Below are 25,592 nucleotides of genomic sequence, written 5' to 3' on the forward strand. Positions count from 1 at the left end.
ATCATCGATCGCACAGGCCCGCCCGGGCCGCTGTCGAGGAGATGTCATGAGCCTGGTCCTTGCCGCGCCGCCGGCCATCACCGTGCCGGTGCGTGGCGGCGGCGAATTCCCGGTCCGCCGCGTCTACTGCGTCGGCCGCAACTACGTCGAGCATGCGATCGAGATGGGCCACACCGGCCGCGAGCCGCCGTTCTTCTTCCTCAAGCCGGCGGACAACGTCCTGCCGGTGCGCGAGGGCGAGACCGGCACCATGCGCTACCCGACGCTGACCCAGAGCCTGCACCACGAGCTGGAGCTGGTGGTGGCCATCGGCGAGGGCGGCAGCGACATCCCGGTCGAGCAGGCGATGCGCCACGTCTGGGGCTACGCGGTCGGCCTCGACATGACCCGCCGCGACCTGCAGAACGACATGAAGAAGCAGGGCCGGCCGTGGGAGATCGGCAAGGCCTTCGAGGAGAGCGCGCCGATCGGCGAGCTGGTGCGCGCGGCCGACGCCTCGGTGAACGCCGACACCGCCATCGCGCTCACGGTCAACGGCCAGCCGCGGCAGGCCAGCCGCATCGGCAAGCTGATCTGGGGCATCCCGGAGGTCATCGCCCACGCGTCCGCGGCGTGGACGCTGGCGCCGGGCGACCTGATCTACACCGGCACCCCCGAGGGCGTGGCGGCGGTGGTGCCGGGCGACCTGCTGGAAGCGCGCATCGACGGCCTGCCGTCGCTGTCCCTGCGCATCGCGCCGCGCTGAAGCCTGGACCGCGCACCGCCGTGCAGCTCTACAACTACTTCCGTTCGTCGGCGTCCTACCGGGTGCGCATCGCGCTCGCCCTGAAGGGCCTGCAGGCCGACTACCGCCCGGTGCAGATCGTCAAGGGCGAGCAGTTCGCCGACGCCTACCAGGCGCTGTCGGCCACGCCGCTGGTGCCGCTGCTGGTCGACGACGACGGCAGCCGGCTGCACCAGTCGATGGCCATCATCGAGTACCTGGACGAGACCCACCCCGAGCCGCCGCTGCTGCCGCGCGACCCGGCCGGCCGCGCCCGCGTGCGCGCGATGGCGCAGGACATCGCCTGCGAGATCCACCCGCTGAACAACCTGCGCGTGCTGCGCTACCTGGTGCGCGACCTCGGCGTCGCCGACGAGGCCAAGGACCGCTGGTACCGCCACTGGGTGGAGGAGGGCTTGGCGGTGGTCGAGCGCCAGCTGGCCGCCGCGCCGTCGCGCTTCTGCCACGGCGACACGCCGACGCTCGCGGACTGCGTGCTCGTGCCGCAGGTCTTCAACGCCCGCCGCATGAACTGCCGCGAGGACCACCTGCCGAACGTGGTGCGCGTGGTCGAGGCCTGCATGGCGCTGCCGGCCTTCGAGGCGACGCAGCCGGCTCACTGCCCGGATGCCGCCTGATCCGGCGCCGGCCTGGGACGCCGCCGACCTGCTCGAGGGCTGGCCGGCGCTGCCCGGCGTCGGCGCCGCGATGACCGACCGGCGGGGCGGTGCCAGCACCGGCCCCTGGTCCGGCTTCAACCTCGGCGACCACGTCGGCGACGCGCCCGCCGCGGTCGCTGCGAACCGCGACGCGCTGCAGCGGCACCTCGGCGTGCGGCCGGTCTGGCTGCGCCAGGTGCACGGGCGAGACGTGCTGCGGCTGGCGCACGCCGACGCCGAGGCCGGTGCGCCGGCGCCCCTCGCCGACGCCGCGGTGACCGCCGAACGCGGCCTGGCCTGCGCCATCCTCGTGGCCGACTGCCTGCCGGTGCTGTTCGCCGACGTGCACGGCCGGGCGGTGGGCGCGGCGCATGCCGGCTGGCGCGGGCTGGCCGGCGGCGTGCTGGAGGCCACCGTGCAGGCGCTGTGCGGCCTCACCGGCGGGACGGCGTCGCAACTGCGCGCCTGGCTCGGTCCCTGCATCGGCCCGGCGGCCTTCGAGGTCGGCGAGGACGTGCTGCAGGCCTTCGGCGCCGCCGGCGACGGGTCGTCGGCCGGGCGTTTCACGCCGCAGGGCCGGCGCGACGGCCGCGCCCGCTGGACCGCCGACCTGGCCGGACTGGCCCACGACCGGCTGCGCGCCTGCGGCGTGCACGACGTCAGCGCCTGCGGCCGCTGCACCGTGCAGGACCCGGTGCAGGGCGGCTTACGTTTCTTTTCGTTCCGGCGCGACGGCGTCACCGGCCGCATGGCCGCGCTGGTCTGGCGCCGTTGAGGCCGGCCCGGCCGCGTCCGCGTCGCGCCGCCGCTTCAGCCGGCGCCGGGCCGGCGTGGCCATGAGGTAGAGCACCACGCCCATCGGCAGCAGCCCGTACAGCAGCAGGGTGAAGAAGGCGCCGAGCAGCGTCCCGTTCGGCGCCGTCGCTTCCGCCACCGCCATCATCAGCACCACGTAGCCCCAGGCCACCGCCACGATCAGCATCGACCCCGCCTTTTGCCGACTTCAATTTCGGCGATGATGTCACCGCCTCCCCGGGCCGCGGACCCCGGGGCGCCGAGGAGAACAACGATGAACGCGCCTGAATCCATGCACCCGCGGCCCGCCGCTGCCGCGAGCTTCCCACCCGTTGCCGACCTGGGTGTGGCCTTCGGCGACCTGCTGCAGCGCTTCGGCAAGGTGCAATTGCCGGCCGACGCGATGGCCCGGCTGCAGGCCGAGTACGTCGAGCAGGCGCGGGCCCTGTGGGACGAGGCGCTGGCGCCGCAGGCCGCCCCGGCACCGCTGAAGGACCGCCGCTTCGCCGCGCCGGTCTGGCAGGAGCAGGCCCATGCCCGCTTCGCCGCCAGCCTGTACCTGCTCAACGCCCGCACCCTGGCGCGCATGGCCGACCTGCTGGACGGCGACCAGAAGACCCGCGAGCGCATCCGCTTCGCGGTGCGCCAGTTCGTCGACGCGACCAGCCCCAGCAACTACCTGCCGCTGAACCCGGAGGCGCTGCAGAAGGCCGTCGAGACCCAGGGCCAGAGCCTGATGGCCGGCCTTCAACACCTGCTGCACGACGTGCGCCAGGGCCATGTCTCGCAGACCGACGAGACGGTGTTCGAGGTCGGCCGCAACGTCGCCACCACCGAGGGCCAGGTGGTGTTCGAGAACGAGCTGCTGCAGCTCATCGAGTACCGGCCGCTGACCGAGACGGTGCACGAGCGGCCCATCCTGTTCGTGCCGCCCTGCATCAACAAGTACTACATCCTCGACCTGCAGCCGGAGAACTCGCTCATCCGCTACACCGTGGCCGAGGGCCACCGGACCTTCGTCATCAGCTGGCGCAACCCCGACGAATCGCTGTCCGACAAGGGCTGGGACGACTACATCGAGGACGGTGTGCTGCGCGCCATCCAGGTGGTGCAGAGCATCTCGCGGCAGGAGCGCATCAACACGCTCGGCTTCTGCGTCGGCGGCACCCTGCTGGCCACCGCGCTGGCGGTGCTGGAGGCGCGCGGCGAGCGGCCGGCCGAGAGCCTGACGCTGCTGACCACCTTCCTCGACTTCTCGGACACCGGCGTCATCGACGTCTTCATCGACGAGACGGCGGTGAAGCTGCGCGAGCTGACCATCGGTGCGCAGGCGCCCACCGGCCCCGCGCTGCTGCGGGGCCAGGAGCTGGCCAGCACCTTCAGCTTCCTGCGCCCGAACGAGCTGGTCTGGAACTACGTGGTGGGCAACTACCTGAAGGGCGAGACGCCGCCGCCCTTCGACCTGCTGTTCTGGAACTCCGACGCCACCAACCTGCCGGGCCCGATGTTCTGCTGGTACCTGCGGCACACCTACCTGGAGGACCGGCTGAAGGTGCCGGGCGCGCTGCAGGTCTGCGGGGTGCCGCTGGACCTCGGCCGGCTGGCCCTGCCGACCTACGTCTACGCCTCGCGCGAGGACCACATCGTGCCGTGGCCCTCGGCCTACCGCAGCACCGGCGTGCTGAAGGACGCCGACTGCCGCTTCGTGCTCGGCGCCTCCGGACACATCGCCGGCGTGATCAACCCGCCGGCCAAGGGCAAGCGCAGCCATTGGCTGCGGCCCGGTGACGCCGCCCTGCCGTCCAGCCCGTCCGAATGGCTGGCCGGCGCCGAGGAACGGCCCGGCAGCTGGTGGCCCGACTGGTCGGCCTGGCTGGCCCGCCGGGCGGGGGGCCGGGTCAAGGCGCCGACGTCCTTCGGCAGCCGGGTGTACAAGCCGATCGAGCCGGCGCCCGGCCGCTACGTCCGGCAGCGGGCCTGACCGACCCGACCGCCGTTCCGTCCCCGACCTTCTTCCGTTCCCCCACGCAGGAGACCCTCATGAGCCAAGAAGACATCGTCATCGTCGCCGCCGCCCGCACCGCGGTGGGCAAGTTCGGCGGCACGCTGGCCAAGACGCCGGCGGCCGAGTTGGGCGCCACCGTCATCAAGGCACTGCTGGAGCGCAGCGGTCTCGCCGGGGAGCAGATCGGCGAGGTCATCCTCGGCCAGGTGCTGCAGGCCGGCACCGGCCAGAACCCGGCGCGCCAGGCGGTCATCAAGTCGGGCCTGCCGCAGGCGGTGCCGGCGATGACCATCAACAAGGTCTGCGGCTCGGGCCTGAAGGCGGTGATGCTGGCCGCCCAGGCCATCCGCGACGGCGACAGCGAGATCGTCATCGCCGGCGGCCAGGAGAGCATGAGCCTGTCGCCGCACGTGCTGCAGGGCAGCCGCGACGGCCAGCGCATGGGCGACTGGAAGATGGTCGACTCGATGATCACCGACGGCCTGTGGGACGTGTACAACCAGTACCACATGGGCATCACCGCCGAGAACGTGGCCAAGAAGTACGGCATCGGCCGCGAGGCGCAGGACGCGCTGGCGCTGGCCAGCCAGCAGAAGGCTGCCGCCGCCCAGGAGGCCGGCCGCTTCAAGGACGAGATCGTGCCGGTGTTGATTCCCCAGAAGAAGGGCGACCCGATCGTCTTCGCCGCCGACGAGTTCATCAACAAGAAGACCAGCGCCGAGGCGCTGGCCGGCCTGCGCCCGGCCTTCGACAAGGCGGGCAGCGTGACCGCGGGCAACGCCTCCGGCCTGAACGACGGCGCCGCCGGCGTGGTGGTGATGAGCGCGAAGAAGGCGCAGGCGCTGGGCCTGAAGCCGCTGGCGCGCATCGCCAGCTATGCCAGCGCCGGCCTCGACCCGGCCATCATGGGCATGGGGCCGGTGCCCGCGGCGCGCAAGGCGCTGGAGCGGGCGGGCTGGAAGCCGGCCGACCTGGACCTGCTGGAAATCAACGAGGCGTTCGCCGCGCAGGCCTGCGCCGTGCACCAGGAGATGGGCTGGGACACCAGCAAGGTGAACGTCAACGGCGGCGCCATCGCCATCGGCCATCCGATCGGTGCCTCCGGCTGCCGCATCCTGGTGACACTGCTGCACGAGATGCAGAAGCGCGATGCGAAGAAGGGCATCGCCTCGCTGTGCATCGGCGGTGGCATGGGCGTTGCGTTGACCGTCGAGCGCTGAGTTTCCGGCCCCCGCTCGCTGTCGCACCGGCTTCGAGCGGCGGTCGGGCCGCTCGGGTCGGTCCGCCGCCGGCCCGGGCGGGCTCGCGTTACAGGGCAAGCCCGGGCTTGCCCCGCCGCGCGGCGGCCCGCAACCTGTCATCCAGCGCCGCTAGGCTCAACCCACCCTTCAGGAGAACGTTCCCCATGGCTCAACGCATTGCCTACGTCACCGGCGGCATGGGCGGCATCGGCACTTCCATGTGCCAGCGCCTGCACCGCGACGGATTCAGGGTCATCGCCGGCTGCGGTCCCAGCCGCGACTACGACAAGTGGCTGGGCGAGCAGAAGGCCCTCGGCTTCACCTTCTATGCGTCGGTGGGCAACGTCGCGGACTGGGAATCGACGGTGCAGGCCTTCGCCAAGGTCAAGGCCGAGCACGGGCCGGTGGACGTGCTGGTGAACAACGCCGGCATCACCCGCGACGGCACCTTCCGCAAGATGAGCCGTGCCGACTGGGACGCGGTGATCGACACCAACCTCAACAGCATGTTCAACGTGACCAAGCAGGTCATCGACGACATGCTGGACCGCGGCTGGGGCCGCATCATCAACATCAGCTCGGTCAACGGCGAGAAGGGCCAGTTCGGCCAGACCAACTATTCGGCGGCCAAGGCCGGCATGCACGGCTTCACCATGGCGCTGGCGCAGGAGGTGGCGAGCAAGGGCGTGACGGTGAACACCGTGAGCCCGGGCTACATCGCCACCGAGATGGTCAAGGCGGTGCGCCAGGACGTGCTGGACAAGATCGTCGCCCAGATCCCGGTGCGCCGACTCGGCAACCCGGAGGAGATCGCCTCCATCGTCTCCTGGCTGGCCGGCGACGAGTCCGGCTTCACCACCGGCGCCGACTTCAGCTGCAACGGCGGCCTGCACATGGGGTGAGCCCGGACGCGGAAGGTCCAGCGGACCTTCTGTGCCTGGCGAACGACCGGCTTGCGCCCGGCTGGGGTAAGGACGTCAGGGCCTGCCTGCGCAGGCCCTGTCGCCTCGGACCACTCGCCGGCATGCAGGCCGGCGAGCGGCGCTGAGCCTAGGGCCTCACCAGCGCCCCCAGCTCTTCCTCGCTGAACCCCGCCCGCCGCCGCGCCTCCAGGTTGAACGGCGGCTTCAGCCGCGGCGCGCCGTGGCGCCGCGCCAGCACCGGGTAGTGCGCCACCGGGTCCAGCCCGTCGCGCGCGCACAGCCAGCCGTACCAGCGGTTGCCGATGGCCACATGGCCCACCTCGTCGCGCAGGATGACGTCGAGGATCTCCACCGCCCGCACGTCGCCGGCGCGGCGCAGGCGCTGCTGCATCGGCGGCGTGGCGTCCAGCCCGCGCGCCTCCAGCGTGCGCGGCACCAGCGCCATGCGGGCCAGCGGGTCGGCGGCGGTGCGCTCGCACATGGTCCACAGGCCGTCGTGGGCGTCGAAGTCGCCGTAGCGGCAGCCGAGCGTGGCCAGGTGCCCGGCCAGCAGGCCGAAGTGCAGCGCCTCTTCCGACGCCACCTGCAGCCAGTCGCGGTAGTAGGCGGGCGGCAGGCCGGCGAAGCGCCACACCGCGTCCAGCGCCAGGTTGATGGCGTTGAACTCGATGTGCGCCACCGCGTGCAGCAGCGCCGCCCGGCCCTCGACGGTGAAGGGGCTGCGCCTCGGCACCGCCGCCGGATCGACGAGCCGGGGACGCGCCGGCCGGCCGGGCAGCGGCGCGTCGCAGGCCAGCACGGCGTCGGGCGCGAGCACCGCGTCGGGCGCGCGCACGGCATTGCCCAGCGCCCGCGCCGCCACGGCCTTGTCCTCGGGGTCGGCCAGGCGCAAGACCTCCAGCGCGCGTCGTCTGAGCTCCATTCCTACAATGATCGCACCCGGCCCGTGCCCCTTGCGGTGCCGCCGCCCACCCCCACTTCCACCGCCATGGCCCTGTACTCGCTGGACGACATCATTCCCCGTGTCCCGGCCTCGGCCTGGGTGGCCGAATCGGCCGACGTGATCGGCCAGGTGGCGCTGGGCGAGGACGCCAGCGTCTGGCCCGGCGCGGTGCTGCGCGGCGACACCGACTGGATCCGTGTCGGTGCGCGCAGCAACGTGCAGGACGGCGCGGTGCTGCACACCGACGCCGGCGTCGAGCTGGTGATCGGCGACAACGTGACCGTCGGCCACCAGGTGATGCTGCACGGCTGCACCATCGGCGACGGCGCCCTCATCGGCATCCAGGCGGTGGTGCTGAACGGTGCCCGGATCGGCCGGAACTGCCTGGTCGGCGCCGGTGCGGTGGTGACCGAGGACAAGGCGTTCGAGGACGGCTGGCTCATCCTCGGCGCCCCGGCGCGGGCGGTGCGGCCGCTGACGGCAGAGCAACTGGCGCGCCTCGCCTATTCCGCACAGCACTATGTGGACGCCGCCCGCCGCATGCGCCGCGGGCTGAAGCGCATCGGCTGAAGAAGGCGAGCCCGTTTTGAGCGAATTGCACAAGTTCCTGTTCGACGGCCTGCCGGTGCGCGGCATGCTGGTGCGCCTGACCGACGCCTGGCGCGAGCTGCTGTCGCGCCGCGAAGGCGAGCGCGCCTACCCCGCGCCGGTGCGGGCGCTGCTCGGCGAGATGGCCGCCGCCGGCGTGCTGATGCAGGCCAACATCAAGTTCAACGGCGCGCTGGTGCTGCAGATGCAGGGCGACGGCCCGGTGCGGCTGGCGGTGGCCGAGGTGCAGCCCGACCTGGCCGTGCGCGCCACCGCGACGGTGCAGGGCGAGGTGCCCGAGGCCGCGCGGCTGGAGGCGCTGCTCAACGTTCACGGCCAGGGCCGTTGCGCCATCACGCTCGACCCCAAGGACCGGTTGCCCGGGCAGCAGCCCTACCAGGGCATCGTGCCGCTGCACGGCGATCGCCGCGAGCCGCTGCAGCGGCTGTCCGAGGTGCTGGAGCACTACATGCTGCAGTCCGAGCAGTTGGACACCCGGCTGGTGCTGGCCGCCAACGACGACATCGCCGCCGGGCTGCTGATCCAGCGCCTGCCGGTGGAGGGCGAGGGCAACCTCGAAGGGCAGGGCGGCGCCAGGAACGAGGACGACATCGGCCTCAACGAGCACTTCAACCGCATCGCCCACCTGGCCGCCACGCTGACGCCGGAGGAACTGCTGACGCTGGACGCCGACACCGTGCTGCGGCGGCTGTTCTGGGAGGAGACGGTCACCCGGTTTGAGCCGCTGCAGCCGCGCTTTGCCTGCACCTGCTCGCGCGAGCGGGTGGGCCAGATGCTGCGCGGCCTGGGCCGCGAGGAGGTGGACGGCATCCTCGCCGAGCGGGGTGACGTCGAGATCGGCTGCGAGTTCTGCGGCCGCCAGTACCACTTCGACCCGGTCGACGTCGGCGAGCTGTTCACGCCGGCCCGCGACCAGCCCCCCCACCGGGTCCAGCCTGCACTGACGGCACGCCGGGCGGCGTGCTCGCAGTCGGGGTCGTCGCAGTCCTCGCACAGGCGCCGCCAGCGCGGCCGCGCCGCATCCTGCCGCTCGCGGCGCCGCTGCAGACCGTCGGCCGGGGGGCGGTGCGCCAGCAGCAGCGGCGTCAGGGCGTCCAGCGCGCTGTCCAGCCGCGCGCTGCCCTCGCCGACCACCACGCTCCAGCCGAGGCCGGCGTCCGCCAGCGCGCGCCGGAGCCCGGCGTCGACCCCCCGCTGCACCTGCGGCCCGTCGCGCTGCAGGCCGTCGGCGACCCACGGCAGGTCGAGCGCGGTGAGCAGCACCGCCGCCACGTGGTCGTGGTGGAACTGCATGGCCATCGGCCACAGCGAGCGGTCGCCGAACAGCAGCTCGCTGTAGAGCGCCGTCGTCAGCGGCGTGGTGTCGGCGATCACCAGGTCGTGCCGGGCCGCGGCCGCCAGCAGCCGGGCCGCCTGGGCCTCGGCGATGGGGCGCTGCTCGTGGGCTTGCGGCGTGCGGCCTTCGCGGTCGCACCACTCGCGCAGCACCTCCGGCACCGCCGCGCAGCGCCAGCCGGTGAGGTCGGGCAGGGCCGACGCCAGCGCCTGCGAGAGCCGCGTCTTGCCGGTGCTCTCGGCGCCGAGCAGGGCGACGATCATGCGACCGCGGCCGCCGCCGGCCGGGCGCCGCCGGCCAGCCGGGCCCATCGGTGCCAGCCGACCGCGGCCAGCGCCAGGAACACCATGTACAGGCCGGCGGTGGCGACCAGGCCCTGGCCGAGGAACAGCACGATGCTGAGCGCGTTGACCGCCACCCAGGCCATCCAGTTCTCGACGTACTGGCGGCCGAGCAGCCACTGCCCGGCCAGTCCGCCGGCGGTGGGCAGCGCGTCCTGCCAGGGCGAGGGATGGTCGGTGGCCCACTGCAGCAACCCGCCCAGCAGCGGCCAGGCCACCAGCACCGCGGCCAGCACCGCCAGCCGGCCGCGCCACGACAGCCAGCGCACCGCCAGCGGTGCGCCGTCGGCCTGGCGGCCGTGGCGCCACTGCCACCAGCCCCAGGCCGCCACCGCGATGAACACCGCCTGCAACGCCACCTGGCCGTACAGCCGGCCGGCCGCGAAGACCCAGGCATAGAGCGCGGAAGACGCCATGGCCAGCGGCCAGGCCAGCGGGTGCACCCGAAGGTTGCAGCCCACCATCCACAGCGCCAGCACGATGGCCAGCGCCTCGGCCGCCGACACCGGCACGCCGCCCAGCGTCAGCAGCGGCTGCAGCAGCGGCGACGCAGTCGCGGTCACTTGGCCCGCGGCGTGCTGACGTGCACCAGCACCTCGTCGGGCTTGACCATGCCCAACTCGGCGCGGGCCTTCTCCTCGACCATCTCCAGGCCGGTCTTCAGGTCGCTCACCTCGGCGGCCAGCTGATCGTTGGCCTGGCGCGCCTGGTCGTTCTTCTGGCGCTGCTCGTCGAGCTGGCCCTGCAGCGCCTGCACCCGCACCACGCCGCCCTTGCCCCACCACAGCTCGAGGTGGACGAGCGCGAGCAGGGCGACGAGCAGCACGGTGACGAGCCGCATGGCCTGGAAGCGTCAGCGAAGGTTGTAGAACGCCGCCCGGCCGGGGTACTGGGCCACGTCGCCGAGGTCCTCCTCAATGCGCAGCAGCTGGTTGTACTTGGCCATGCGGTCGCTGCGGCTCATCGAGCCGGTCTTGATCTGGCCGGCGTTGGTGCCCACCGCGATGTCGGCGATGGTCGAGTCCTCGGTCTCGCCCGAGCGGTGGCTGATGACCGCGGTGTAGTTCGCCCGCTTGGCCATCTCGATGGCGGCGAAGGTCTCGGTGAGCGTGCCGATCTGGTTGATCTTGATCAGGATCGAGTTGGCGATGCGCTTGTCGATGCCTTCCTTCAGGATCTTGGTGTTGGTGACGAACAGGTCGTCGCCCACCAGCTGCACCTTCTGGCCCAGGCGTTCGGTCAGGTGCTTCCAGCCGTCCCAGTCGCCCTCGGCCATGCCGTCCTCGATGCTGATGATCGGGTACTTGTCGCACCAGGTGGCCAGCATGTCGGTCCAGCTGGCGGCCGACAGCTGCAGGCCGCCTTCGCCTTCGAGCACGTACTGGCCGTCCTTGTAGAACTCGCTGGCCGCGCAGTCCAGGCCGATGGCGATCTGCTCGCCGGCAGCGTAGCCGGCCTTGTCGATGGCCTCCAGGATGAGCTGGATGGCGGCCTCGTGGCTGGCCACGCTGGGTGCGAAACCGCCCTCGTCGCCGACCGCGGTGCTCATGCCCTTGCCGTCGATGATCTTCTTCAGCGCGTGGAAGACCTCGGCGCCGTAGCGCACCGCCTCGCGGAAGCTGGGCGCGCCCACGGGGATGATCATCAGCTCCTGCAGGTCCAGGCTGTTGTTGGCGTGGGCGCCGCCGTTGATGACGTTCATCATCGGCACCGGCAGCTGCACGCCGCCCATGCCGCCGAAGTAGCGGTACAGCGGCAGGCCGCTCTCCTCGGCCGCGGCGCGGGCCACCGCCATCGACACGGCCAGCATGGCGTTGGCGCCGAGCCGGCTCTTGTTGTCGGTGCCGTCGAGGTCGATCAGCGTCTTGTCGAGGAAGGCCTGCTCGCTGGCGTCAAGGCCCAGCACCGCCTCGCTGATCTCGGTGTTGACGTGCTCCACCGCCTTGAGCACGCCCTTGCCCAGGTAGCGCCCCTTGTCGCCGTCGCGCAGCTCGATGGCCTCGCGGCTGCCGGTGGACGCGCCCGAGGGCACGGCCGCCCGGCCCATGGTGCCGCTTTCCAGCAGCACGTCGCACTCGACCGTCGGGTTGCCCCGGCTGTCCAGCACCTCGCGTCCGACGATGTCGACGATCGCACTCATCAGCGTTACCTTTCCTCTGGGTTTGGATTCCGGTCGGCCGCCCTCAGGCGACGCCCTCGACGAGCACCATGCGCATCACCGCGGCGCCGTCGCGGGCGCGGCGGGCGAGGGCGTACTCGGCCGAGTCATTGAACGCACGCGCCTGCTCGGCGCTGGGGAAGCGCAGCACCACCACGCGGTCGGGCTGCCAGTCGCCTTCCAGCACGGTGATCTCGCCGCCGCGCACCAGCACCTCGGCGCCATGCGCCTGCATCGCCAGCGTCGACAGCCGGCGGTACTCGAGGATCTGCTGCTCGTCGGTGACGGTTACGTTGGCGATGATGTACGCAGCGGGCATGTCAGCAGCTGAAATCGTTCTCGAGCAGCGGCTGCTGCTTGACCACCCGGTCCAGCGCCACCAGCTGTTCGAGCAGCGCCTGCATGTGCTTCAGCGGCACGGCGTTGGGGCCGTCGCTCAACGCCTTGGCCGGGTCCGGGTGCGTCTCCATGAACAGGCCCGCGATGCCGACGGCCACCGCGGCGCGCGACAGCACCGGCACGAACTCGCGCTGGCCGCCGCTGGAGGTGCCCTGGCCGCCGGGCAGCTGCACGCTGTGCGTGGCGTCGAAGACCACCGGCGCGCCGGTCTCGCGCATGATCGCAAGGCTGCGCATGTCGGAGACCAGGTTGTTGTAGCCGAAGCTGGCGCCGCGCTCGCAGGCCATGAACACGTCGTCCGGCAGGCCCTTCTCGCGCGCGGCGGCACGGGCCTTGTCGATCACGTTCTTCATGTCGTGCGGCGCGAGGAACTGGCCCTTCTTGATGTTCACCGGCTTGCCGCTCTGCGCCACGGCGCGGATGAAGTCGGTCTGCCGGCAGAGGAAGGCCGGCGTCTGCAGCACGTCGACCACCGCCGACACGTCGGGCACCTGGTCTTCGCTGTGGATGTCCGTCAGCACCGGCACGCCGAGCTGGCGCCTGACCTCGGCGAGGATCTTCAACCCGCCGTCCAGGCCGGGACCGCGGAAGGACGTGCCCGACGACCGGTTGGCCTTGTCGAAGCTGGACTTGAAGATGAAGGGGATGCCCAGGCGCCCGGTGATCTCCTTCAGCCGGCCCGCCACCTCCACCTGCAGTTCCAGGCTCTCGACCACGCAGGGGCCGGCGATCAGGAAGAAGGGCCGGTCCAGGCCGACCTCGAAGCCGCACAGCTTCATCGGGTGTTGTCCTTCTTCGCCTGGCGCGCCAGCGCGGCGCGCACGAAGCTGGTGAACAGCGGGTGGCCGTCCCACGGCGTCGACTTGAACTCGGGGTGGAACTGCACGCCGACGTACCAGGGGTGCACGTTCTGCGGCAGTTCGACCATCTCGGTCAGCTTCTCGCGCTGGGTGATGGCGCTGATGACGAGGCCGGCGTCCTGCAGCCGCTGCAGGTAGTGCTCGTTGGCCTCGTAGCGGTGGCGGTGCCGCTCCGTCACCACGTTGCCGTAGATCTGGTGCGCCAGCGTGCCGGGCTTGACGTCGGAGCTCTGCGCGCCCAGGCGCATCGTGCCGCCGAGGTCGGAATTGGCGTCCCGCTTCTGCACCGAGCCGTCACGGTCCTGCCATTCGTCGATGAGCGCGATCACCGGGTGCTCGGTGTGCTCGTCGAACTCGGTGGAGTTGGCGTCCTTCAGTCCGGCCTTGTGGCGGGCGTACTCGATGGTCGCGACCTGCATGCCCAGGCAGATGCCCAGGTACGGGATCTGGTGCTCGCGGGCGTAGCGGGCGGCGGCGATCTTGCCCTCCACCCCGCGCTTGCCGAAGCCACCGGGCACCAGGATGGCGTCGTAGGCCGACAGCTGGGCCACGCTTTCGTCGTCCAGCGTCTCGCTGTCGACGTACTCGATGTTGACGCGGGCGTGGTTGTGGATGCCGGCGTGCCGGAGCGCCTCGTTGAGCGACTTGTACGAGTCCGACAGGTCGGTGTACTTGCCGCACATGGCGATGGTCACCTCGGCCTGCGGATGCTCCACCTCGTGCACCAGCCGGTCCCAGCGCTTCAGGTCGGCGGGCCGGGTGAGCAGCTGCAGCTTCATGCAGATCAGCTCGTCCAGGCCCTGCTCGTGCAGCATGCGCGGCACCTTGTAGATGGTGTCGACGTCCCACATCGAGATGACGCCGTGCTCCACCACGTTGGTGAACAGGCTGATCTTCTCGCGCTCGTCCTCCGGGATGCGGCGGTCGGCGCGGCACAGCAGCGCGTCGGGCTGGATGCCGATCTCGCGCAGCTTCTGCACGGTGTGCTGGGTGGGCTTGGTCTTCAGCTCGCCGGCGGCGGCGATCCACGGCACGTAGGTGAGGTGGACGAAGGCGGTGTTCAGCGGCCCGAGCTTCAGGCTCATCTGGCGCACGGCCTCGAGGAAGGGCAGCGACTCGATGTCGCCCACCGTGCCGCCGATCTCGACGATGGCGACCTGGGCCGCGTCCGGCGTGCCGACCCCGGCGCCGCGGCGCACGTAGTCCTGGATCTCGTTGGTGATGTGCGGGATCACCTGGACCGTCTTGCCCAGGTAGTCGCCGCGGCGCTCCTTCTCCAGCACCGACTTGTAGATCTGGCCGGTGGTGAAGTTGTTGCTGCGCTTCATCCGGGTGGTGATGAAGCGCTCGTAGTGGCCGAGGTCGAGGTCGGTCTCGGCACCGTCGTCGGTGACGAACACCTCGCCGTGCTGGAACGGCGACATCGTCCCCGGGTCGACGTTGATGTACGGGTCGAGCTTGATGAGGGTGACCTTGAGCCCGCGGGACTCGAGGATGGCGGCCAGCGAGGCGGCCGCGATGCCCTTGCCCAGGGACGACACCACGCCGCCGGTGACGAAGACGAACTTGGTCATGTCAGTGCCGCGCGGCCGGCCGAAGGCACTGAGCGCCCCCTCGGGGGGCAGCGAGAGAACGCGAGCGTGGGGGGGGTCATAACGTCGCGTTCGCCTATGGCCTGCGAACGCTGAGGTGGTAAAGCGGCATTATATCGAGGGGGTCCCGTCGCCCCGGCCCCGCGAGGCGGGGGAAGCCGGCGATCAGCCGCAGCACCCGCTCGGCCGTCTCGTCGGGCCTCTCCATCGGGTAGAGGTGGCCGCCCTCGATGGTCTGGAAGCGTTCCTTGGCCAGCGCCCGGGCGCCGGCACTGCCGCCCTGGCGCATCTCCACCGATTCGGTGCCGGCGATGAAGCCCACCGGGCACTGCGGCGGGTGCAGCCGCAGCACGCGGTCGAGGTGGTCGGGCAGCGTGTCGTAGATGCGGCCTTCGACCTCGCGGTCGAAGGCCAGCACCAGGCCACCGTCGGCCTGCACGGTGCCGCAGTCGACGTAGTCCTGCAGCACCCGCGGGTCCCAGCGCTGGAAGAGGGGCTTGCGGGCGTAGTGGGCCAGCGCCTCCGGCCGGCTGGCGAAGCGGTCGCGCCGGGCGCGGGCCACCCTGCCGGGGGACACCCGCCGCATCAGCCCGCTGTGCTTGACCAGCTTCAGGGCGCCGGCACGCCAGCCGCCGACGAGGGGCGAGTCCAGCAGCACCAGGCCGAGCGCCAGATCCGGTCGCCGGCAGGCCGCCAGCAGGCTGAGGATGCCGCCCAGCGAGTGCCCGACCAGCACCGCCGGCCCCGTCACCTCGCGTTCGATGAAGTGGATGAGCTGGTGGCGCAGGTGCGGCCAGTTGCTCGTCACCGGGTAGGCCGGGTCGTGGCCGAACTTCTCCACCGCGTGCACCGTGTGGCCGGCCCCGCGCCAGCGTTCGAACAGCAGGCGGTAGGTGCCGGCGGGAAAGCTGTTGCCGTGCGAGAAGACGATGGGCGGAAGGGTCATCGAACGACCGAAGGTGACCTGCCGGCGCGGGCCGAGGGCCCGGCCCGCCAACCCCGTGGGGGATCGGCCGGCGTACCCGGCGGCCGAGGGGCCGACATCAAACGATTTTTTCGTCGGGCTGCGTGATCTTGCGCATCGGCTCGTGGCGGGCCGAGGGCACGCACAGCGCGTTGGCCACGCCGGCGCCGTCCCAGTGCGGGTCCTCGATGCTCTTGAACACCTGGCGCAGCTGCTCGCCCCAGGTGCCGCGGATCATGCGGAAGTACGGGTTCTGCTCGTCGATGCAGACGACGTGGTCGCTCCTCAGCTCGCCGGCCCGGTAGACCAGCAGGTCCAGCGGCAGGCCGACCGAGAGGTTGGACTTCAGCGTCGAGTCCATCGACACCAGCGCGCACTTGGCCGCCTCGTCCAGCCCGGTGGCGGGCGTGATCATGCGGTCCAGCACCGGCTTGCCGTACTTGCTCTCGCCGACCTGGAAGAAGCAGGTCTCGCGGGTGGCCTCGATGAAGTTGCCGGCCGAGTAGACGAGGAACATGCGCATCGCCTCGCCGGCGATCTGGCCGCCGAAGATGAAGCTGGCGTTGAAGTCGACGCCGGTGGCCTTCAGCGCCTTGCCGTCCTGCTCGTAGACGCGGCGCACCGCGCTGCCCAGCACCCGCGCGGCGTCGAACATGCTGGTCGCGTTCCAGATGGTGGTGGGCGGCGCGTCGTCGCCGGCGGCCACCTTCTCGACCTGCAAGATCTCCCGCACCGACTGGCTGATCGACAGGTTGCCCGCCGACAGCAGCACCATGAAGCGGTCGCCCGGCCGCTCGTAGATCATCATCTTGCGGAAGGTGCTGATCTGGTCCATGCCGGCGTTGGTGCGCGAGTCGGACAAGAAGACCATCCCGGCATCGAGCTTGATGCCCACGCAGTAGGTCATGGTGGCGGGTCTCCGAAGGGGGTGGTGTTCACGTCAGGGCTTTCAGTCGGTAGAGGGCGTCGAGCGCCTCGCGCGGGCTCATCGCGTCGGGGTTCAGCGCCGCCAGTTCCTGCAGCAGCCTGGACGGAACGGCGGGCTCGGTCACGGCGGGCTCGGCCGGCGCGGCGAACAGGTCCACCTGCGGGTCGTCGCGCCGGCCGGCGGCTTCCAGTGTCTCCAGCGCCGCGCGCGCCTGGCGCAGCACTGGCCCCGGCATGCCGGCCAGCCGCGCCACCTGCACGCCGTAGCTGCGGCTGGCGGGCCCGGGCCGGATCTCGTGCAGGAAGACGATGTCGTCGCCGCTTTCGGCGGCCGAGACGTGCAGGTTCAGCGCCCGCTCGTGCTTCACCGGGAAGGCGGTGAGCTCGAAGTAATGGGTGGCGAACAGCGTGAACGCGCGGTTGCGGTCGTGCAGGTGGCTGGCGATGGCGCCGGCCAGCGCCAGGCCGTCGAAGGTGGAGGTCCCGCGCCCGATCTCGTCCATCAGCACCAGGCTCTGCTCGGTGGCGCCGTGCAGGATGGCGGCGGCCTCGGTCATCTCCAGCATGAAGGTGGACTGGGCATTGGCCAGGTCGTCGGAGGCGCCGATGCGGGTGTGGATGGCGTCCATCGGCCCCAGCCGGCAGGCCTTCGCCGGCACGTAGGAGCCGATCGCCGCCAGCAGCGCGATCAGCGCCACCTGCCGCATGAAGGTGCTCTTGCCGCCCATGTTGGGGCCGGTGATGACCAGCAGCCGGGTGCGCGCGTCGAGCCGGCAGTCGTTGGCGATGAAGTCGCCGCGGCCGGCCTCGCGCAGCCGAGCCTCGACCACCGGGTGGCGGCCGGCCTCGATCTCCAGGCAGGGGTGGGCGACGAAGTCGGGCCGGCACCAGCCCAGCGTGCGCGCCCGCTCGGCCAGCGCCGCCAGCGCGTCCAGCGTGGCCAGCGCCCGCGCCGCCGCCTGCAGCGCGGGCAGGTGCGGCAGCAGGGCGTCCAGCAGCTGCTCCCACAGCCATTTCTCGCGCGCCAGCGCGCGGTCCTGCGCCGACAGCGCCTTGTCCTCGAAGGCCTTCAGCTCCGGCGTGATGAAGCGCTCGCAGTTCTTCAGCGTCTGCCGGCGCTGGTAGTCGGCCGGCACCCGGTCGAGCTGGCCGGCGGTGACCTCGATGTAGAAGCCGTGCACCTTGTTGAACTGCACCCGCAGGTTGTTGATGCCGGTGCGGGCGCGCTCGCGGGCTTCCAGCGCGAGCAGGAAGTCGTCGCAGTTCTGGCCGATGGCGCGCAGCTCGTCCAGCTCGGCGTCGAAGCCGGTGGCGATGACGCCACCGTCGCGCAGCAGCACCGCCGGCTCCTCGGCCACCGCGGCCTGCAGCAGCGCTTCCGCCTCCGGCGGCGGCTGCAGGGCGGCGTGCAGGGCGTCGAGCAGGGCGTCGCCGTCGGGCACGGTGGCGCGCAGCACGGGCAGCAGCCGCAGCGTGGCGCGCAGGCCCGACAGCTCACGCGGGCGCACCTGGCGCAGCGCGATGCGCGAGGCGATGCGCTCGACGTCGCTGACGGCGCGCAGCGCCTCGCGAAGCGGCTCGACGCCACGCGCCAGCAGGGTGTCGATGGCGCCGTGGCGGGCGACGGCCTCGGCACGGTCGCGCCGCGGGTGCACCAGCCAGTGGCGCAGCGCCCGGCTGCCCATGCCGCTTCGGCAGCTGTCGAGCAGCGACAGCAGCGTCGGCGCCTCCTCGCCGCGCAGGGTGCGCAGCAGCTCCAGGTTGCGCACGGTGGCCGGCGGCAGGTCCAGCAGTTCGCCGCCGCGCTCCACCCGCAGCGCGGCGACGTGGGCCAGCGTGCGCGCCTGCGTGTGCTCGGCGTAGGCCAGCAGGGCGCCGGCGGCCGCGTGGGCCAGCGGCAGCCCCTGCGCGGTGAGGCCGGCCAGGCCGGCGACCTTGAGCTGCTCGCACAGCTTGCGCTCGCCCAGCGCCGGCTCGAACTGCCAGGCCGGGCGCGGCGTCAGCGGCAGGCGGCCGTCGGTGGCGACGCCGAGGGCGGGCAGGCCACCCAAGGCCTCGCGGTCGACCAGCAGCTCGGCGGCATCGAGCCGGGTCAGCCAGCCGGGCAGCTCGGCCTCGCTGCATTCGGTCAGGCCCAGTTCGCCGGCGGCCAGGCTCAGCCAGGCCAGCCCGCAGCGGCCGCGCGCGCGGTGCAGCGCCACCAGCTTGGCGTCCACCCGCTCGGCCAGCAGGGCGCCGTCGACCACCGTGCCCGGCGTGACGATGCGCACCACCTGGCGCTCGACCGGCCCCTTGGCGGTGGCCACGTCGCCCACCTGCTCGGCGATGGCCACGGCCTCGCCCTGGCGGATCAGCTTGCCGAGGTAGCTTTCCAGCGCATGCACCGGCACGCCGGCCATCACCACCGGCTCGCCGGCACTGCTGCCGCGCGTGGTCAGCGTGATGTCGAGCAGCCGGTGCGCGCGCCGCGCGTCGTCGTAGAAGGTCTCGTAGAAGTCGCCCATGCGGAACAGCAGCAGGGCGTCGGGGTGCTGGGCCTTCAGGCGCAGGTACTGCGCCATCACCGGGGTGCTGGCCGGCGAGGGCCGGGTCGTCCGGCGTGGTGCCGCCGGCCGCGGGCAGCGCCGGCGGGTCGAGGTCGCGTTTCATCGCGGCGGCCGCGTCGTCACCACCGGTGGGTCAGGCGCGGGGCGGCCGCCGCTTCGGCGCCGCACGCTCCGGCGCGGGCGCCGGCATGTCGGCCTTGCGGATGCGCACCGCCTTGCGCTCGGGAACCGCCGGTGCGGGGTCGCCGTCGTCGACCTCACCCGGCGTGGCGATGGTGCCCAGGCTGGCGGCCAGCGCCTCTTCGGGCGTGGGCTGCGCCACCGCGGGGGTGGCGTCGTCGGCACCGGCGTCGTCGGGCTTGATCACCCGCGAGAAGGGCGACAGCAGCTGCACCAGCTGGCCGTAGATCTTCGGCGAACCGGCCACCACCTCGCGCTGGAACAGGTAGTCGGCCTCGCCGGTGAAGTTGCCGATCAGCCCGCCGGCCTCGGTGACCATCAGCGAGCCGGCGGCGATGTCCCAGGGGTTGAGGCCGGTCTCGAAGAAGCCGTCGTAGTGGCCGGCCGCCACATGGCACAGGTCCAGCGCGGCGGCGCCCGGCCGGCGCAGGCCGGCGCACAGCGGCATCAGCGCCTCGAACATCTTGACGTAGCGCTTGAAGTTGTCGCCCTTGCGGAAGGGGAAGCCGGTGCCGATGAGCGCGTCCGACATGCGGGTGCGCTTGGACACCCGCAGCCGCCGGTCGTTGAGGAAGGCGCCGCGCCCGCGCGAGGCGTAGAACAGGTCGTTGCGCGACGGGTCGTAGACGACGGCCTGCTGCACCACGCCGCGGTGGGCGAGCGCGATCGACACCGCGTAGAACGGGAAGCCGTGGATGAAGTTGGTGGTGCCGTCCAGGGGATCGATGATCCACAGGAACTCGCTGTGCTTGGCGCCGTGTTCGCGGCCCGACTCCTCGGCCAGGATGCCGTGGCCCGGGTAGGCCTGCAGCAGGATGTCGATGATGGCCGCCTCGGCCGCCTGGTCCACCTCGGTCACGAAGTCGTTGGGCGACTTGGTGTTGATGCGCAGGATGTCGAGGTCCAGCGACGCCCGGTTGATGATGGACCCCGCGGCGCGCGCGGCCTTGACCGCGGTGTTGAGCATGGGGTGCAGGGCGGCTTGCGACATCGGTGTCCAGGCGGGGAGGGAAGGGCGGCGACGGGGGGAAAGAACGGCCGCGTCACCGGCGCCATGACCAGGGCGGTGGCGGTCCGAGGCCTGAGTCGGCCCCGGCGGTTCGGGCCCGCGCATTCTATGCTGGGGGCATGGCCGACCCTCGCGATCCGACCCCCGCCGCCCCCCTGCCGGCATCGCCGCGCTGGCGGCACGGCGATGCCACCCGCTTCATCCTGATGGAGACCAGCCACGCCGGCAACGTCGGTGCTGCGGCGCGGGCCATGAAGGTGATGGGCTTCACCGACCTGGTGCTGGTGCGGCCGCGCTTCGCCGACGTGCTGAGCCGCGAGGAGACGGTGGCCATGGCCAGCGGTGCGGCCGACGTGCTGGCCCATGCGCGCGTCGTCGAGCGCCTGGACGATGCGCTGGAGGGCGTGACCCACCTGCTGGCCACCGCGATGACGCCGCGCGACTTCGGACCGCCGGCCTTCGCGCCGCGCGACCACCTGCCGGTGCTGGCGACGACGGACCAGCGCCTGGGCCTGCTCTTCGGCAGCGAGCGCTATGGCCTGGCCAACGAGGACGTCTACCGCTGCCATGCGGTGATCTCCATCCCCACGGCGCCGGGCTACGGCTCGCTCAACCTGGCGCAGGCGGTGCAGCTGGTGGCCTATGAATGGCGGCAGGCCCTGGGGGGGCTATGCGGTGGCCGCCCGCACCACACCGGCGGCGACCGCCGATGCCGCCGCGGTGCAGGGTGCGCTGTCGCATTGGGCGCAGGTGCTGGAGGCCATCGGCTACCTGGACCCGGCGGCGCCGAAGAAGCTGCTGCCGCGGCTGAACCAGTTGCTCAACCGTGCACAACTCACGGTCGAGGAAGTGCACATCCTGCGGGGCATCGCACGCGCTGTTACATCGCGCCGGTAGGAGTTGGCAGGACGCCCTGCTGCGAGTGTTGTTGCTCCTGCAGACGCGGGGGTGCGGGGGGTGTTGCCAGCGGGTCGGGGTTCCTAAAGTCCTCTTCAACGTAACCACGTGTTCAGGACGTCCATGACCCGCACCGCCTTCATCGCCGCCGCCGCCCTGCTGGCCTCGGTCCAGGCCCACGCCGTCACGGTGACGCTGACCGCCGGCCCCAGCACGGCGGTGGCGGGTGCCAACGTCGAGACCTTCGAGTCCTACGCCGCCGGCAGCAACCTGAACGGCGGCAAGGTGTACGCCTGGAACTCGCCCGGTGCGGCGCTCACCGGCGACAACATCTACCTGATCAGCGGCATCTCGGCCCAGCCGAAGCACGGCGCTGCCTTGGTGAAGGACCAGTGGTTCTCGGTGGCCGGCGGCGGCGACGCGACCTTCAGCTTCGCCAGCGCGCAGTCGTACGTCGGCTTCCTCTGGGGCTCGGTGGACACCTACAACCGCGTCACCTTCTACAACGGCAGCAGCGTGCTGGGCAGCTACGTCGGCGGCACCGGCGGCCTGCCCAACGTGCCCACCGGCAACGGCCACCAGGGCACGGCGCAGTACTTCAACTTCTTTGCCGACGCGATCACCTCGGTGCGCTTCCAGTCCGGCGGCAACGCCTTCGAGATCGACAACCTGGCCAGCGTGACCGCGGTGCCCGAGCCCGAGAGCTACGCGCTGCTGCTGGCCGGCCTGGGCGCGATGGCCTTCGTCGCCCGTCGCCGCCGCAGCGACGACCTGCGCTGAGCATCGAACAACGGCACAGGGCGAGGGCGGCTCCCCACCGCCCGACACGCCACGAGGAGGAGGGGGGGCAGCAGGGACCGCCAGGTCCCTGTTGTCTTTCCGGCCACCGGGCGGGCCGCCCGCACCCCGAGGGGCCGGCGCATACACTTCCCGACGATCCTCCACCGACCGACCCGCCCCGTGTTCGACCGCCTGCGTGACGACATCGCCTGCATCCGAGAGCGCGACCCCGCCGCGCGCTCGGCATGGGAGGTGCTCACCTGCTACCCCGGACTGCACGCCCTGGTGCTGCACCGCTGGGCGCAGGCCTGCTGGCGCGCGGGCTTCAAGTGGTTGGGCCGTTTCATCTCCAACGTCGCCCGCACGCTGACCGGCATCGAGATCCACCCGGGCGCCACCATCGGCCGCCGGGTGTTCATCGACCATGGCATGGGCGTCGTGATCGGCGAGACCGCCGAGGTCGGCGACGACTGCACCATCTACCAGGGCGTGACGCTGGGCGGCACGTCGCTGACGAAGGGAGCCAAACGGCACCCGACGCTGGGCCGCGGGGTGATCGTCAGCGCGGGCGCCAAGGTGCTGGGCGGCTTCACCGTCGGCGACGGCGCGCGCATCGGCTCCAACGCCGTGCTGCTGCAACCGGTGCCGCCCGGCGCGACGGCGGTCGGCATCCCGGCGCGCATCGTCGTCAAGGACGGCGACGTGGCGCGCGAGGCGGCGGCCAACAAGCTGGGCTTCTCGGCCTATGGCGTGACGCAGGGCGACGACCCGGTGGCGCAGGCGCTGCGCGGCCTGATCGACAACGCCTCCGGCCATGAGCACCAGATCGCCCTGCTGTGGCAGGCCATCGAGAAGTTGTCGGCCGGCGCCCGCGAACTGCCCGACGGCGACTGCGTGCCGCAGGACGCGCACACCACCGAGCGCTTCGACGCGGGGGCGCTCAGCCGGCTCGTCAAGTAGCCGGCGTTCCCGGTCCACCGGCGGGTGAAGCAGGCCGACGGGCCGACTTCGGCCGGAAGGCATCGCACACCGCCGCGTCGGTTTCCAGGTATGGCCCCCGATGAGGTCGATGCAGTAGGGCACCGCGGCGAAGATGCCGGGCACCGGCGGCCCGGCGGTCGGCAGCCCCTGCAGCGTCTCGGCGATCGACTTGGGCTGGCCGGGCAGGTTGACGATCAACGCGCCCTTGCGGATGACGGCCACCTGCCGCGACAGGATGGCGGTGGGCACGAAGCGCAGGCTGATCTGGCGCATCTGCTCGCCGAAGCCCGGCATCACCTTGTCGGCCACCGCCAGGGTCGCTTCGGGCGTGACGTCGCGTGGTGCCGGGCCGGTGCCGCCGGTGGTGAGCACCAGGTGGCAGCCGTCGGTGTCGACCAGTTCGGCCAGCGTGCGCTCGATGGTGGGCTGGTCGTCGGCGATCAGGCGCTCGCGCCAGTCCACCGGGTTGCGCAGGGCACGGCCGAGCCATTCGCGCAGGGCGGGCAGGCCCTCGTCCGGGTAGACCCCGGCCGAGGCCCGGTCGCTGACCGACACCAGGCCGATGCGCACCGGCTCGAAGCCGGCGGCGCCGTCAGTCGTCTTGGGATTCGTCGTCTCGCTCATCGTCTCGTTGTGAGGGGTCACCGGCCCCGTCCAGCGCCTGCTGCACGAAGCGGAAGACATCGCGGTGGTGCCGGCCCTGGCGTTCGCCCAGCGGCCGCACACCGTCCTTGCGGGCGGCGCGCAGCAGGCTGCGCAGCACCTGGGCGTCGCTGTCGGGGAACTCGGCGATCCAGCGCGTCAAGGCCGCATCGTCGGCAATCAGTTCGTCGCGCCAGCGCTCGGCCAGGTGCAGGCGCAGCGTGGCGCGGGCGCCGGGCAGGCGCTGCTCGGCCACCGCCTCGCGCAGGGGCTCGGGGTCGAGCTGGCGCATCAGCTTGCCGACGTACTGCATCTGCCGGCGCCGGCCCTCGAAGGAGCGGGTGCGCTTGTACTCGTGCAGCGCGTCGAACAGCGACTCGGTCATCGTGCCGTCGGCGACCAGCCGCGTCAGCCGGTCGTCGCCGAGGGACGCCAGCGCTTCGCCCAGCGACTGCAGGTCGTGCGACTGCTGCTTGCGGCGCGTCTTGCTGGGGCGGTCGTCGCGCGACGCCGGCTCGTTCGGTTCGGTGGAGGGGGGCAGGGAAGGGGGCATTCGACGCCGCGGGCCGTGCGCGCGGGCAGGGCTTGGAGGAAGGGCCTGGAAAGGGGTGGCGGCTATCATAGTTCTCGCCTGCCCAACGTCGTTTCGCCCGCGCCACGACCCGCCTGATGAGCTCCTCGACCACCGGTTTCGCCCACACCCCCGACCAGTTCCAGCAGATCGCGCGCGACGCGCTGCTGCTGGCCCGACACCTGGGGGCCAGCGACGCCGGGGTGGAGGTGTCCGAAGGGGTGGGGCTGTCGGTGTCGGTGCGCAAGGGCGCGGTGGAGAACGTCGAGCGCAACCGCGACAAGTCGCTCGGCGTCACCGTCTACCTGGGCCGGCGGCGCGGCAACGCCAGCAGCAGCGACTTCTCGGCCGCGGCCTTGAAGGCCACGGTGCAGGCGGCCTACGACATCGCCCGCTTCACCGCCGAAGACCCGGCGGCCGGGCTGCCCGACGCCGACGACCTGGCCGGCCCCGACGAGGCCGGTCGCGACCTCGACCTGTTCCACCCCTGGGCCATCGACGCCGAGGGCGCGGCGGCGATCGCCCGCCGCTGCGAAGCCGCCGCGCTGGGCACCGACAAGCGCATCACCAACTCCGAAGGCGCGGGTGTCTCGGCCCAGCAGTCGCACTTCTGGATGGCCAACAGCCGGGGCTTCGGCGGCGGATACGCCAGCTCGCGGCATTCGCTGTCGGTGGCGCCGATCGCAGGCCGGGGCGCGAAGATGCAGCGCGACGCCTGGTACAGCAGCATGCGCGCCGCCGACGACCTGGCCGCGCCGGAGGCGGTGGGGCGTTATGCCGCCGAACGCGCGCTGTCCCGCCTGGGCAGCCGCAAGATCGCCACCTGCGAGGTGCCGGTGCTGTTCGAGTCGACGCTGGCCACCGGGCTGATCGGTTCGCTGGTCGGCGCCGTCAGCGGCGGCGCGCTGTACCGCAAGGCCACCTTCCTGCACGACAGCCTGGGCCGGCCGGTGCTGGCGGATCACCTGGACCTGGACGAGGACCCGCTGGTGCCGCGCGGCAAGGGCAGTTCGCCCTTCGACGACGAGGGCGTGCGGGTGCGCCCGCGCCGGGTGGTCGACGCCGGCGTGCTGCAGGGCTACTTCCTGTCCAGCTACTCGGCGCGCAAGCTGGGCATGGCCACCACCGGCCATGCCGGCGGGGCGCACAACATGACGCTGACCAGCCGCCTGACCCAGCCGGGCGACGACCTCGACGCCATGCTGCGCAAGCTGCACCGGGGCCTGTTCGTCATCGAGCTGATGGGCCAGGGCGTCAACGGCGTGACCGGCGACTACTCGCGCGGCGCCGCCGGCTTCTGGGTGGAGAACGGCCGCATCGTGCACCCGGTGGAGGAAGTCACCATCGCCGGCAACCTGAAGCAGATGCTGCGCGACGTCGTCGCCGTCGGTGCCGACCGCTACACGCTGGGCACCAAGACCACCGGCTCGGTGCTGATCGAGAAGATGAAGGTGGCGGGGGCCTGAGCCCC

General features: G+C 72.0%; 23 protein-coding genes and 4 pseudogenes. 12 read left to right on the top strand and 15 right to left on the bottom strand.

Annotated features, from left to right (window positions below):
* The first annotated feature begins 46 nt into the window (after positions 1-46).
* The 3 genes from LRS07_RS10450 to pgeF are packed head-to-tail and all read left to right on the top strand — an operon-like array spanning position 47 to position 2,197.
* Positions 47-745, top strand: a complete 699-nt coding sequence (locus LRS07_RS10450; RefSeq protein WP_260501849.1) for a fumarylacetoacetate hydrolase family protein — start codon at positions 47-49, stop codon at positions 743-745.
* A gap of 20 nt (positions 746-765) precedes the next feature.
* Positions 766-1,401, top strand: coding sequence for a maleylacetoacetate isomerase (maiA, locus tag LRS07_RS10455; RefSeq protein WP_260501850.1), 636 nt, complete (start codon positions 766-768; stop codon positions 1,399-1,401).
* On the top strand, positions 1,391-2,197 hold the full coding sequence (pgeF, locus tag LRS07_RS10460; RefSeq protein ID WP_260501851.1) for a peptidoglycan editing factor PgeF: 807 nt from the start codon (positions 1,391-1,393) through the stop codon (positions 2,195-2,197). Before maiA ends, pgeF begins: the two co-directional genes overlap by 11 nt.
* Here pgeF and LRS07_RS10465 read toward each other — a convergent pair.
* Complete coding sequence (locus LRS07_RS10465; protein ID WP_260501852.1) at positions 2,129-2,404, bottom strand: hypothetical protein; 276 nt, start codon at positions 2,402-2,404, stop codon at positions 2,129-2,131. The genes pgeF and LRS07_RS10465 overlap by 69 nt on opposite strands.
* An 87-nt stretch (positions 2,405-2,491) precedes the next feature.
* Here LRS07_RS10465 and phaC point away from each other — a divergent pair, with 87 nt between their 5' ends.
* The 3 genes from phaC to phbB all read left to right on the top strand — a co-directional run bounded on the left by phaC (position 2,492) and on the right by phbB (position 6,365).
* Positions 2,492-4,198, top strand: a complete 1,707-nt coding sequence (gene phaC / locus LRS07_RS10470; protein ID WP_409450621.1) for a class I poly(R)-hydroxyalkanoic acid synthase — start codon at positions 2,492-2,494, stop codon at positions 4,196-4,198.
* Positions 4,199-4,257: 59 nt separating this feature from the next.
* The gene (locus LRS07_RS10475) at positions 4,258-5,442 is read left to right on the top strand and encodes an acetyl-CoA C-acetyltransferase (protein ID WP_260501853.1); all 1,185 of its coding nucleotides are present in this window, start codon (positions 4,258-4,260) and stop codon (positions 5,440-5,442) included.
* A gap of 185 nt (positions 5,443-5,627) precedes the next feature.
* On the top strand, positions 5,628-6,365 hold the full coding sequence (gene phbB / locus LRS07_RS10480) for an acetoacetyl-CoA reductase (RefSeq protein WP_260501854.1): 738 nt from the start codon (positions 5,628-5,630) through the stop codon (positions 6,363-6,365).
* 148 nt (positions 6,366-6,513) lie between these two features.
* Here the strand turns inward: phbB and LRS07_RS10485 are convergent, their stop codons facing one another.
* Complete coding sequence (locus LRS07_RS10485; RefSeq protein WP_260501855.1) at positions 6,514-7,308, bottom strand: ferritin-like domain-containing protein; 795 nt, start codon at positions 7,306-7,308, stop codon at positions 6,514-6,516.
* A gap of 66 nt (positions 7,309-7,374) precedes the next feature.
* On the opposite strand from LRS07_RS10485, the gene LRS07_RS10490 reads away from it, so the two are divergent.
* On the top strand, positions 7,375-7,899 hold the full coding sequence (locus LRS07_RS10490; protein WP_260501856.1) for a gamma carbonic anhydrase family protein: 525 nt from the start codon (positions 7,375-7,377) through the stop codon (positions 7,897-7,899).
* 16 nt (positions 7,900-7,915) lie between these two features.
* Positions 7,916-8,860, top strand: a pseudogene (gene hslO, locus LRS07_RS10495) (Hsp33 family molecular chaperone HslO); the annotation flags it as partial.
* Positions 8,861-9,123: 263 nt separating this feature from the next.
* On the opposite strand, the pseudogene LRS07_RS10500 reads toward hslO, so the two are convergent.
* The 11 genes and pseudogenes from LRS07_RS10500 to LRS07_RS10550 all read right to left on the bottom strand — a co-directional run.
* A pseudogene (locus LRS07_RS10500) lies at positions 9,124-9,585 on the bottom strand (AAA family ATPase); the annotation flags it as partial.
* Positions 9,534-10,178: a nicotinamide riboside transporter PnuC gene (gene pnuC / locus LRS07_RS10505; RefSeq protein WP_260501857.1), complete on the bottom strand. Its 645-nt coding sequence runs from the start codon at positions 10,176-10,178 to the stop codon at positions 9,534-9,536. The gene pnuC and the pseudogene LRS07_RS10500, both read right to left, overlap by 52 nt.
* Entirely contained in the window at positions 10,175-10,456 is a 282-nt protein-coding gene (gene ftsB, locus LRS07_RS10510) for a cell division protein FtsB (protein WP_260501858.1), read from the bottom strand. Before ftsB ends, pnuC begins: the two co-directional genes overlap by 4 nt.
* A 12-nt stretch (positions 10,457-10,468) precedes the next feature.
* Entirely contained in the window at positions 10,469-11,755 is a 1,287-nt protein-coding gene (gene eno / locus LRS07_RS10515) for a phosphopyruvate hydratase (RefSeq protein ID WP_260501859.1), read from the bottom strand.
* A 43-nt stretch (positions 11,756-11,798) separates the two neighbouring features.
* Positions 11,799-12,092: a DUF1330 domain-containing protein gene (locus LRS07_RS10520; protein ID WP_260501860.1), complete on the bottom strand. Its 294-nt coding sequence runs from the start codon at positions 12,090-12,092 to the stop codon at positions 11,799-11,801.
* Position 12,093: 1 nt separating this feature from the next.
* Entirely contained in the window at positions 12,094-12,951 is an 858-nt protein-coding gene (gene kdsA, locus LRS07_RS10525) for a 3-deoxy-8-phosphooctulonate synthase (RefSeq protein WP_260501861.1), read from the bottom strand.
* A complete protein-coding gene (gene pyrG / locus LRS07_RS10530; RefSeq protein ID WP_260501862.1) occupies positions 12,948-14,606 on the bottom strand; it encodes a CTP synthase in 1,659 nt (552 codons plus the stop codon). Before pyrG ends, kdsA begins: the two co-directional genes overlap by 4 nt.
* 94 nt (positions 14,607-14,700) lie before the next feature.
* Positions 14,701-15,570 (bottom strand): alpha/beta fold hydrolase, encoded by an 870-nt coding sequence (locus tag LRS07_RS10535; RefSeq protein WP_260501863.1) that lies wholly within the window; start codon positions 15,568-15,570, stop codon positions 14,701-14,703.
* A 97-nt stretch (positions 15,571-15,667) separates the two neighbouring features.
* Positions 15,668-16,495, bottom strand: a complete 828-nt coding sequence (locus LRS07_RS10540) for a proteasome-type protease (protein WP_260501864.1) — start codon at positions 16,493-16,495, stop codon at positions 15,668-15,670.
* A gap of 28 nt (positions 16,496-16,523) precedes the next feature.
* Complete coding sequence (gene mutS, locus LRS07_RS10545) at positions 16,524-19,076, bottom strand: DNA mismatch repair protein MutS (protein WP_260501865.1); 2,553 nt, start codon at positions 19,074-19,076, stop codon at positions 16,524-16,526.
* 118 nt (positions 19,077-19,194) lie between these two features.
* Positions 19,195-20,232, bottom strand: coding sequence for an inositol monophosphatase family protein (locus tag LRS07_RS10550; protein WP_260501866.1), 1,038 nt, complete (start codon positions 20,230-20,232; stop codon positions 19,195-19,197).
* 224 nt (positions 20,233-20,456) lie between these two features.
* Here LRS07_RS10550 and LRS07_RS10555 point away from each other — a divergent pair.
* The 3 genes and pseudogenes from LRS07_RS10555 to cysE all read left to right on the top strand — a co-directional run bounded on the left by LRS07_RS10555 (position 20,457) and on the right by cysE (position 22,887).
* Positions 20,457-21,147, top strand: a pseudogene (locus LRS07_RS10555) (RNA methyltransferase).
* A gap of 123 nt (positions 21,148-21,270) precedes the next feature.
* Positions 21,271-21,927 carry an Npun_F0296 family exosortase-dependent surface protein gene (locus LRS07_RS10560; RefSeq protein ID WP_260501867.1) on the top strand — a complete coding sequence of 219 codons (657 nt, stop codon included), beginning with the start codon at positions 21,271-21,273 and terminating at the stop codon, positions 21,925-21,927.
* A 180-nt stretch (positions 21,928-22,107) separates the two neighbouring features.
* The gene (cysE, locus tag LRS07_RS10565) at positions 22,108-22,887 is read left to right on the top strand and encodes a serine O-acetyltransferase (RefSeq protein WP_260501868.1); all 780 of its coding nucleotides are present in this window, start codon (positions 22,108-22,110) and stop codon (positions 22,885-22,887) included.
* On the opposite strand, the pseudogene mog reads toward cysE, so the two are convergent.
* Positions 22,880-23,532 (bottom strand): annotated as a pseudogene (mog, locus tag LRS07_RS10570) (molybdopterin adenylyltransferase). The gene cysE and the pseudogene mog overlap by 8 nt on opposite strands.
* Positions 23,501-24,103, bottom strand: coding sequence for a ribosome biogenesis factor YjgA (gene yjgA, locus LRS07_RS10575; protein WP_260501869.1), 603 nt, complete (start codon positions 24,101-24,103; stop codon positions 23,501-23,503). Before yjgA ends, mog begins: the two are co-directional and overlap by 32 nt.
* A 116-nt stretch (positions 24,104-24,219) precedes the next feature.
* On the opposite strand from yjgA, the gene pmbA reads away from it, so the two are divergent.
* The gene (gene pmbA, locus LRS07_RS10580; protein WP_260501870.1) at positions 24,220-25,587 is read left to right on the top strand and encodes a metalloprotease PmbA; all 1,368 of its coding nucleotides are present in this window, start codon (positions 24,220-24,222) and stop codon (positions 25,585-25,587) included.
* Positions 25,588-25,592: the final 5 nt, after the last annotated feature.

Origin of the sequence: Aquabacterium sp. J223 (assembly GCF_024666615.1) — a bacterium.
Taxonomy (GTDB): domain Bacteria; phylum Pseudomonadota; class Gammaproteobacteria; order Burkholderiales; family Burkholderiaceae_C; genus J223.

Coding starts and splice junctions, on each gene's coding strand:
- LRS07_RS10450 (WP_260501849.1), top strand. CDS start 47: ATGAGCCTGGTCCTTGCCGCGCCGCCGGCCATCACCGTGCCGGTGCGT.
- pgeF (WP_260501851.1), top strand. CDS start 1,391: ATGCCGCCTGATCCGGCGCCGGCCTGGGACGCCGCCGACCTGCTCGAG.
- LRS07_RS10465 (WP_260501852.1), bottom strand. CDS start 2,404: ATGCTGATCGTGGCGGTGGCCTGGGGCTACGTGGTGCTGATGATGGCG.
- phaC (WP_409450621.1), top strand. CDS start 2,492: ATGAACGCGCCTGAATCCATGCACCCGCGGCCCGCCGCTGCCGCGAGC.
- LRS07_RS10475 (WP_260501853.1), top strand. CDS start 4,258: ATGAGCCAAGAAGACATCGTCATCGTCGCCGCCGCCCGCACCGCGGTG.
- phbB (WP_260501854.1), top strand. CDS start 5,628: ATGGCTCAACGCATTGCCTACGTCACCGGCGGCATGGGCGGCATCGGC.
- LRS07_RS10485 (WP_260501855.1), bottom strand. CDS start 7,308: ATGGAGCTCAGACGACGCGCGCTGGAGGTCTTGCGCCTGGCCGACCCC.
- LRS07_RS10490 (WP_260501856.1), top strand. CDS start 7,375: ATGGCCCTGTACTCGCTGGACGACATCATTCCCCGTGTCCCGGCCTCG.
- ftsB (WP_260501858.1), bottom strand. CDS start 10,456: ATGCGGCTCGTCACCGTGCTGCTCGTCGCCCTGCTCGCGCTCGTCCAC.
- eno (WP_260501859.1), bottom strand. CDS start 11,755: ATGAGTGCGATCGTCGACATCGTCGGACGCGAGGTGCTGGACAGCCGG.
- LRS07_RS10520 (WP_260501860.1), bottom strand. CDS start 12,092: ATGCCCGCTGCGTACATCATCGCCAACGTAACCGTCACCGACGAGCAG.
- kdsA (WP_260501861.1), bottom strand. CDS start 12,951: ATGAAGCTGTGCGGCTTCGAGGTCGGCCTGGACCGGCCCTTCTTCCTG.
- pyrG (WP_260501862.1), bottom strand. CDS start 14,606: ATGACCAAGTTCGTCTTCGTCACCGGCGGCGTGGTGTCGTCCCTGGGC.
- LRS07_RS10535 (WP_260501863.1), bottom strand. CDS start 15,570: ATGACCCTTCCGCCCATCGTCTTCTCGCACGGCAACAGCTTTCCCGCC.
- LRS07_RS10540 (WP_260501864.1), bottom strand. CDS start 16,495: ATGACCTACTGCGTGGGCATCAAGCTCGATGCCGGGATGGTCTTCTTG.
- mutS (WP_260501865.1), bottom strand. CDS start 19,076: ATGGCGCAGTACCTGCGCCTGAAGGCCCAGCACCCCGACGCCCTGCTG.
- LRS07_RS10550 (WP_260501866.1), bottom strand. CDS start 20,232: ATGTCGCAAGCCGCCCTGCACCCCATGCTCAACACCGCGGTCAAGGCC.
- LRS07_RS10560 (WP_260501867.1), top strand. CDS start 21,271: ATGACCCGCACCGCCTTCATCGCCGCCGCCGCCCTGCTGGCCTCGGTC.
- yjgA (WP_260501869.1), bottom strand. CDS start 24,103: ATGCCCCCTTCCCTGCCCCCCTCCACCGAACCGAACGAGCCGGCGTCG.
- pmbA (WP_260501870.1), top strand. CDS start 24,220: ATGAGCTCCTCGACCACCGGTTTCGCCCACACCCCCGACCAGTTCCAG.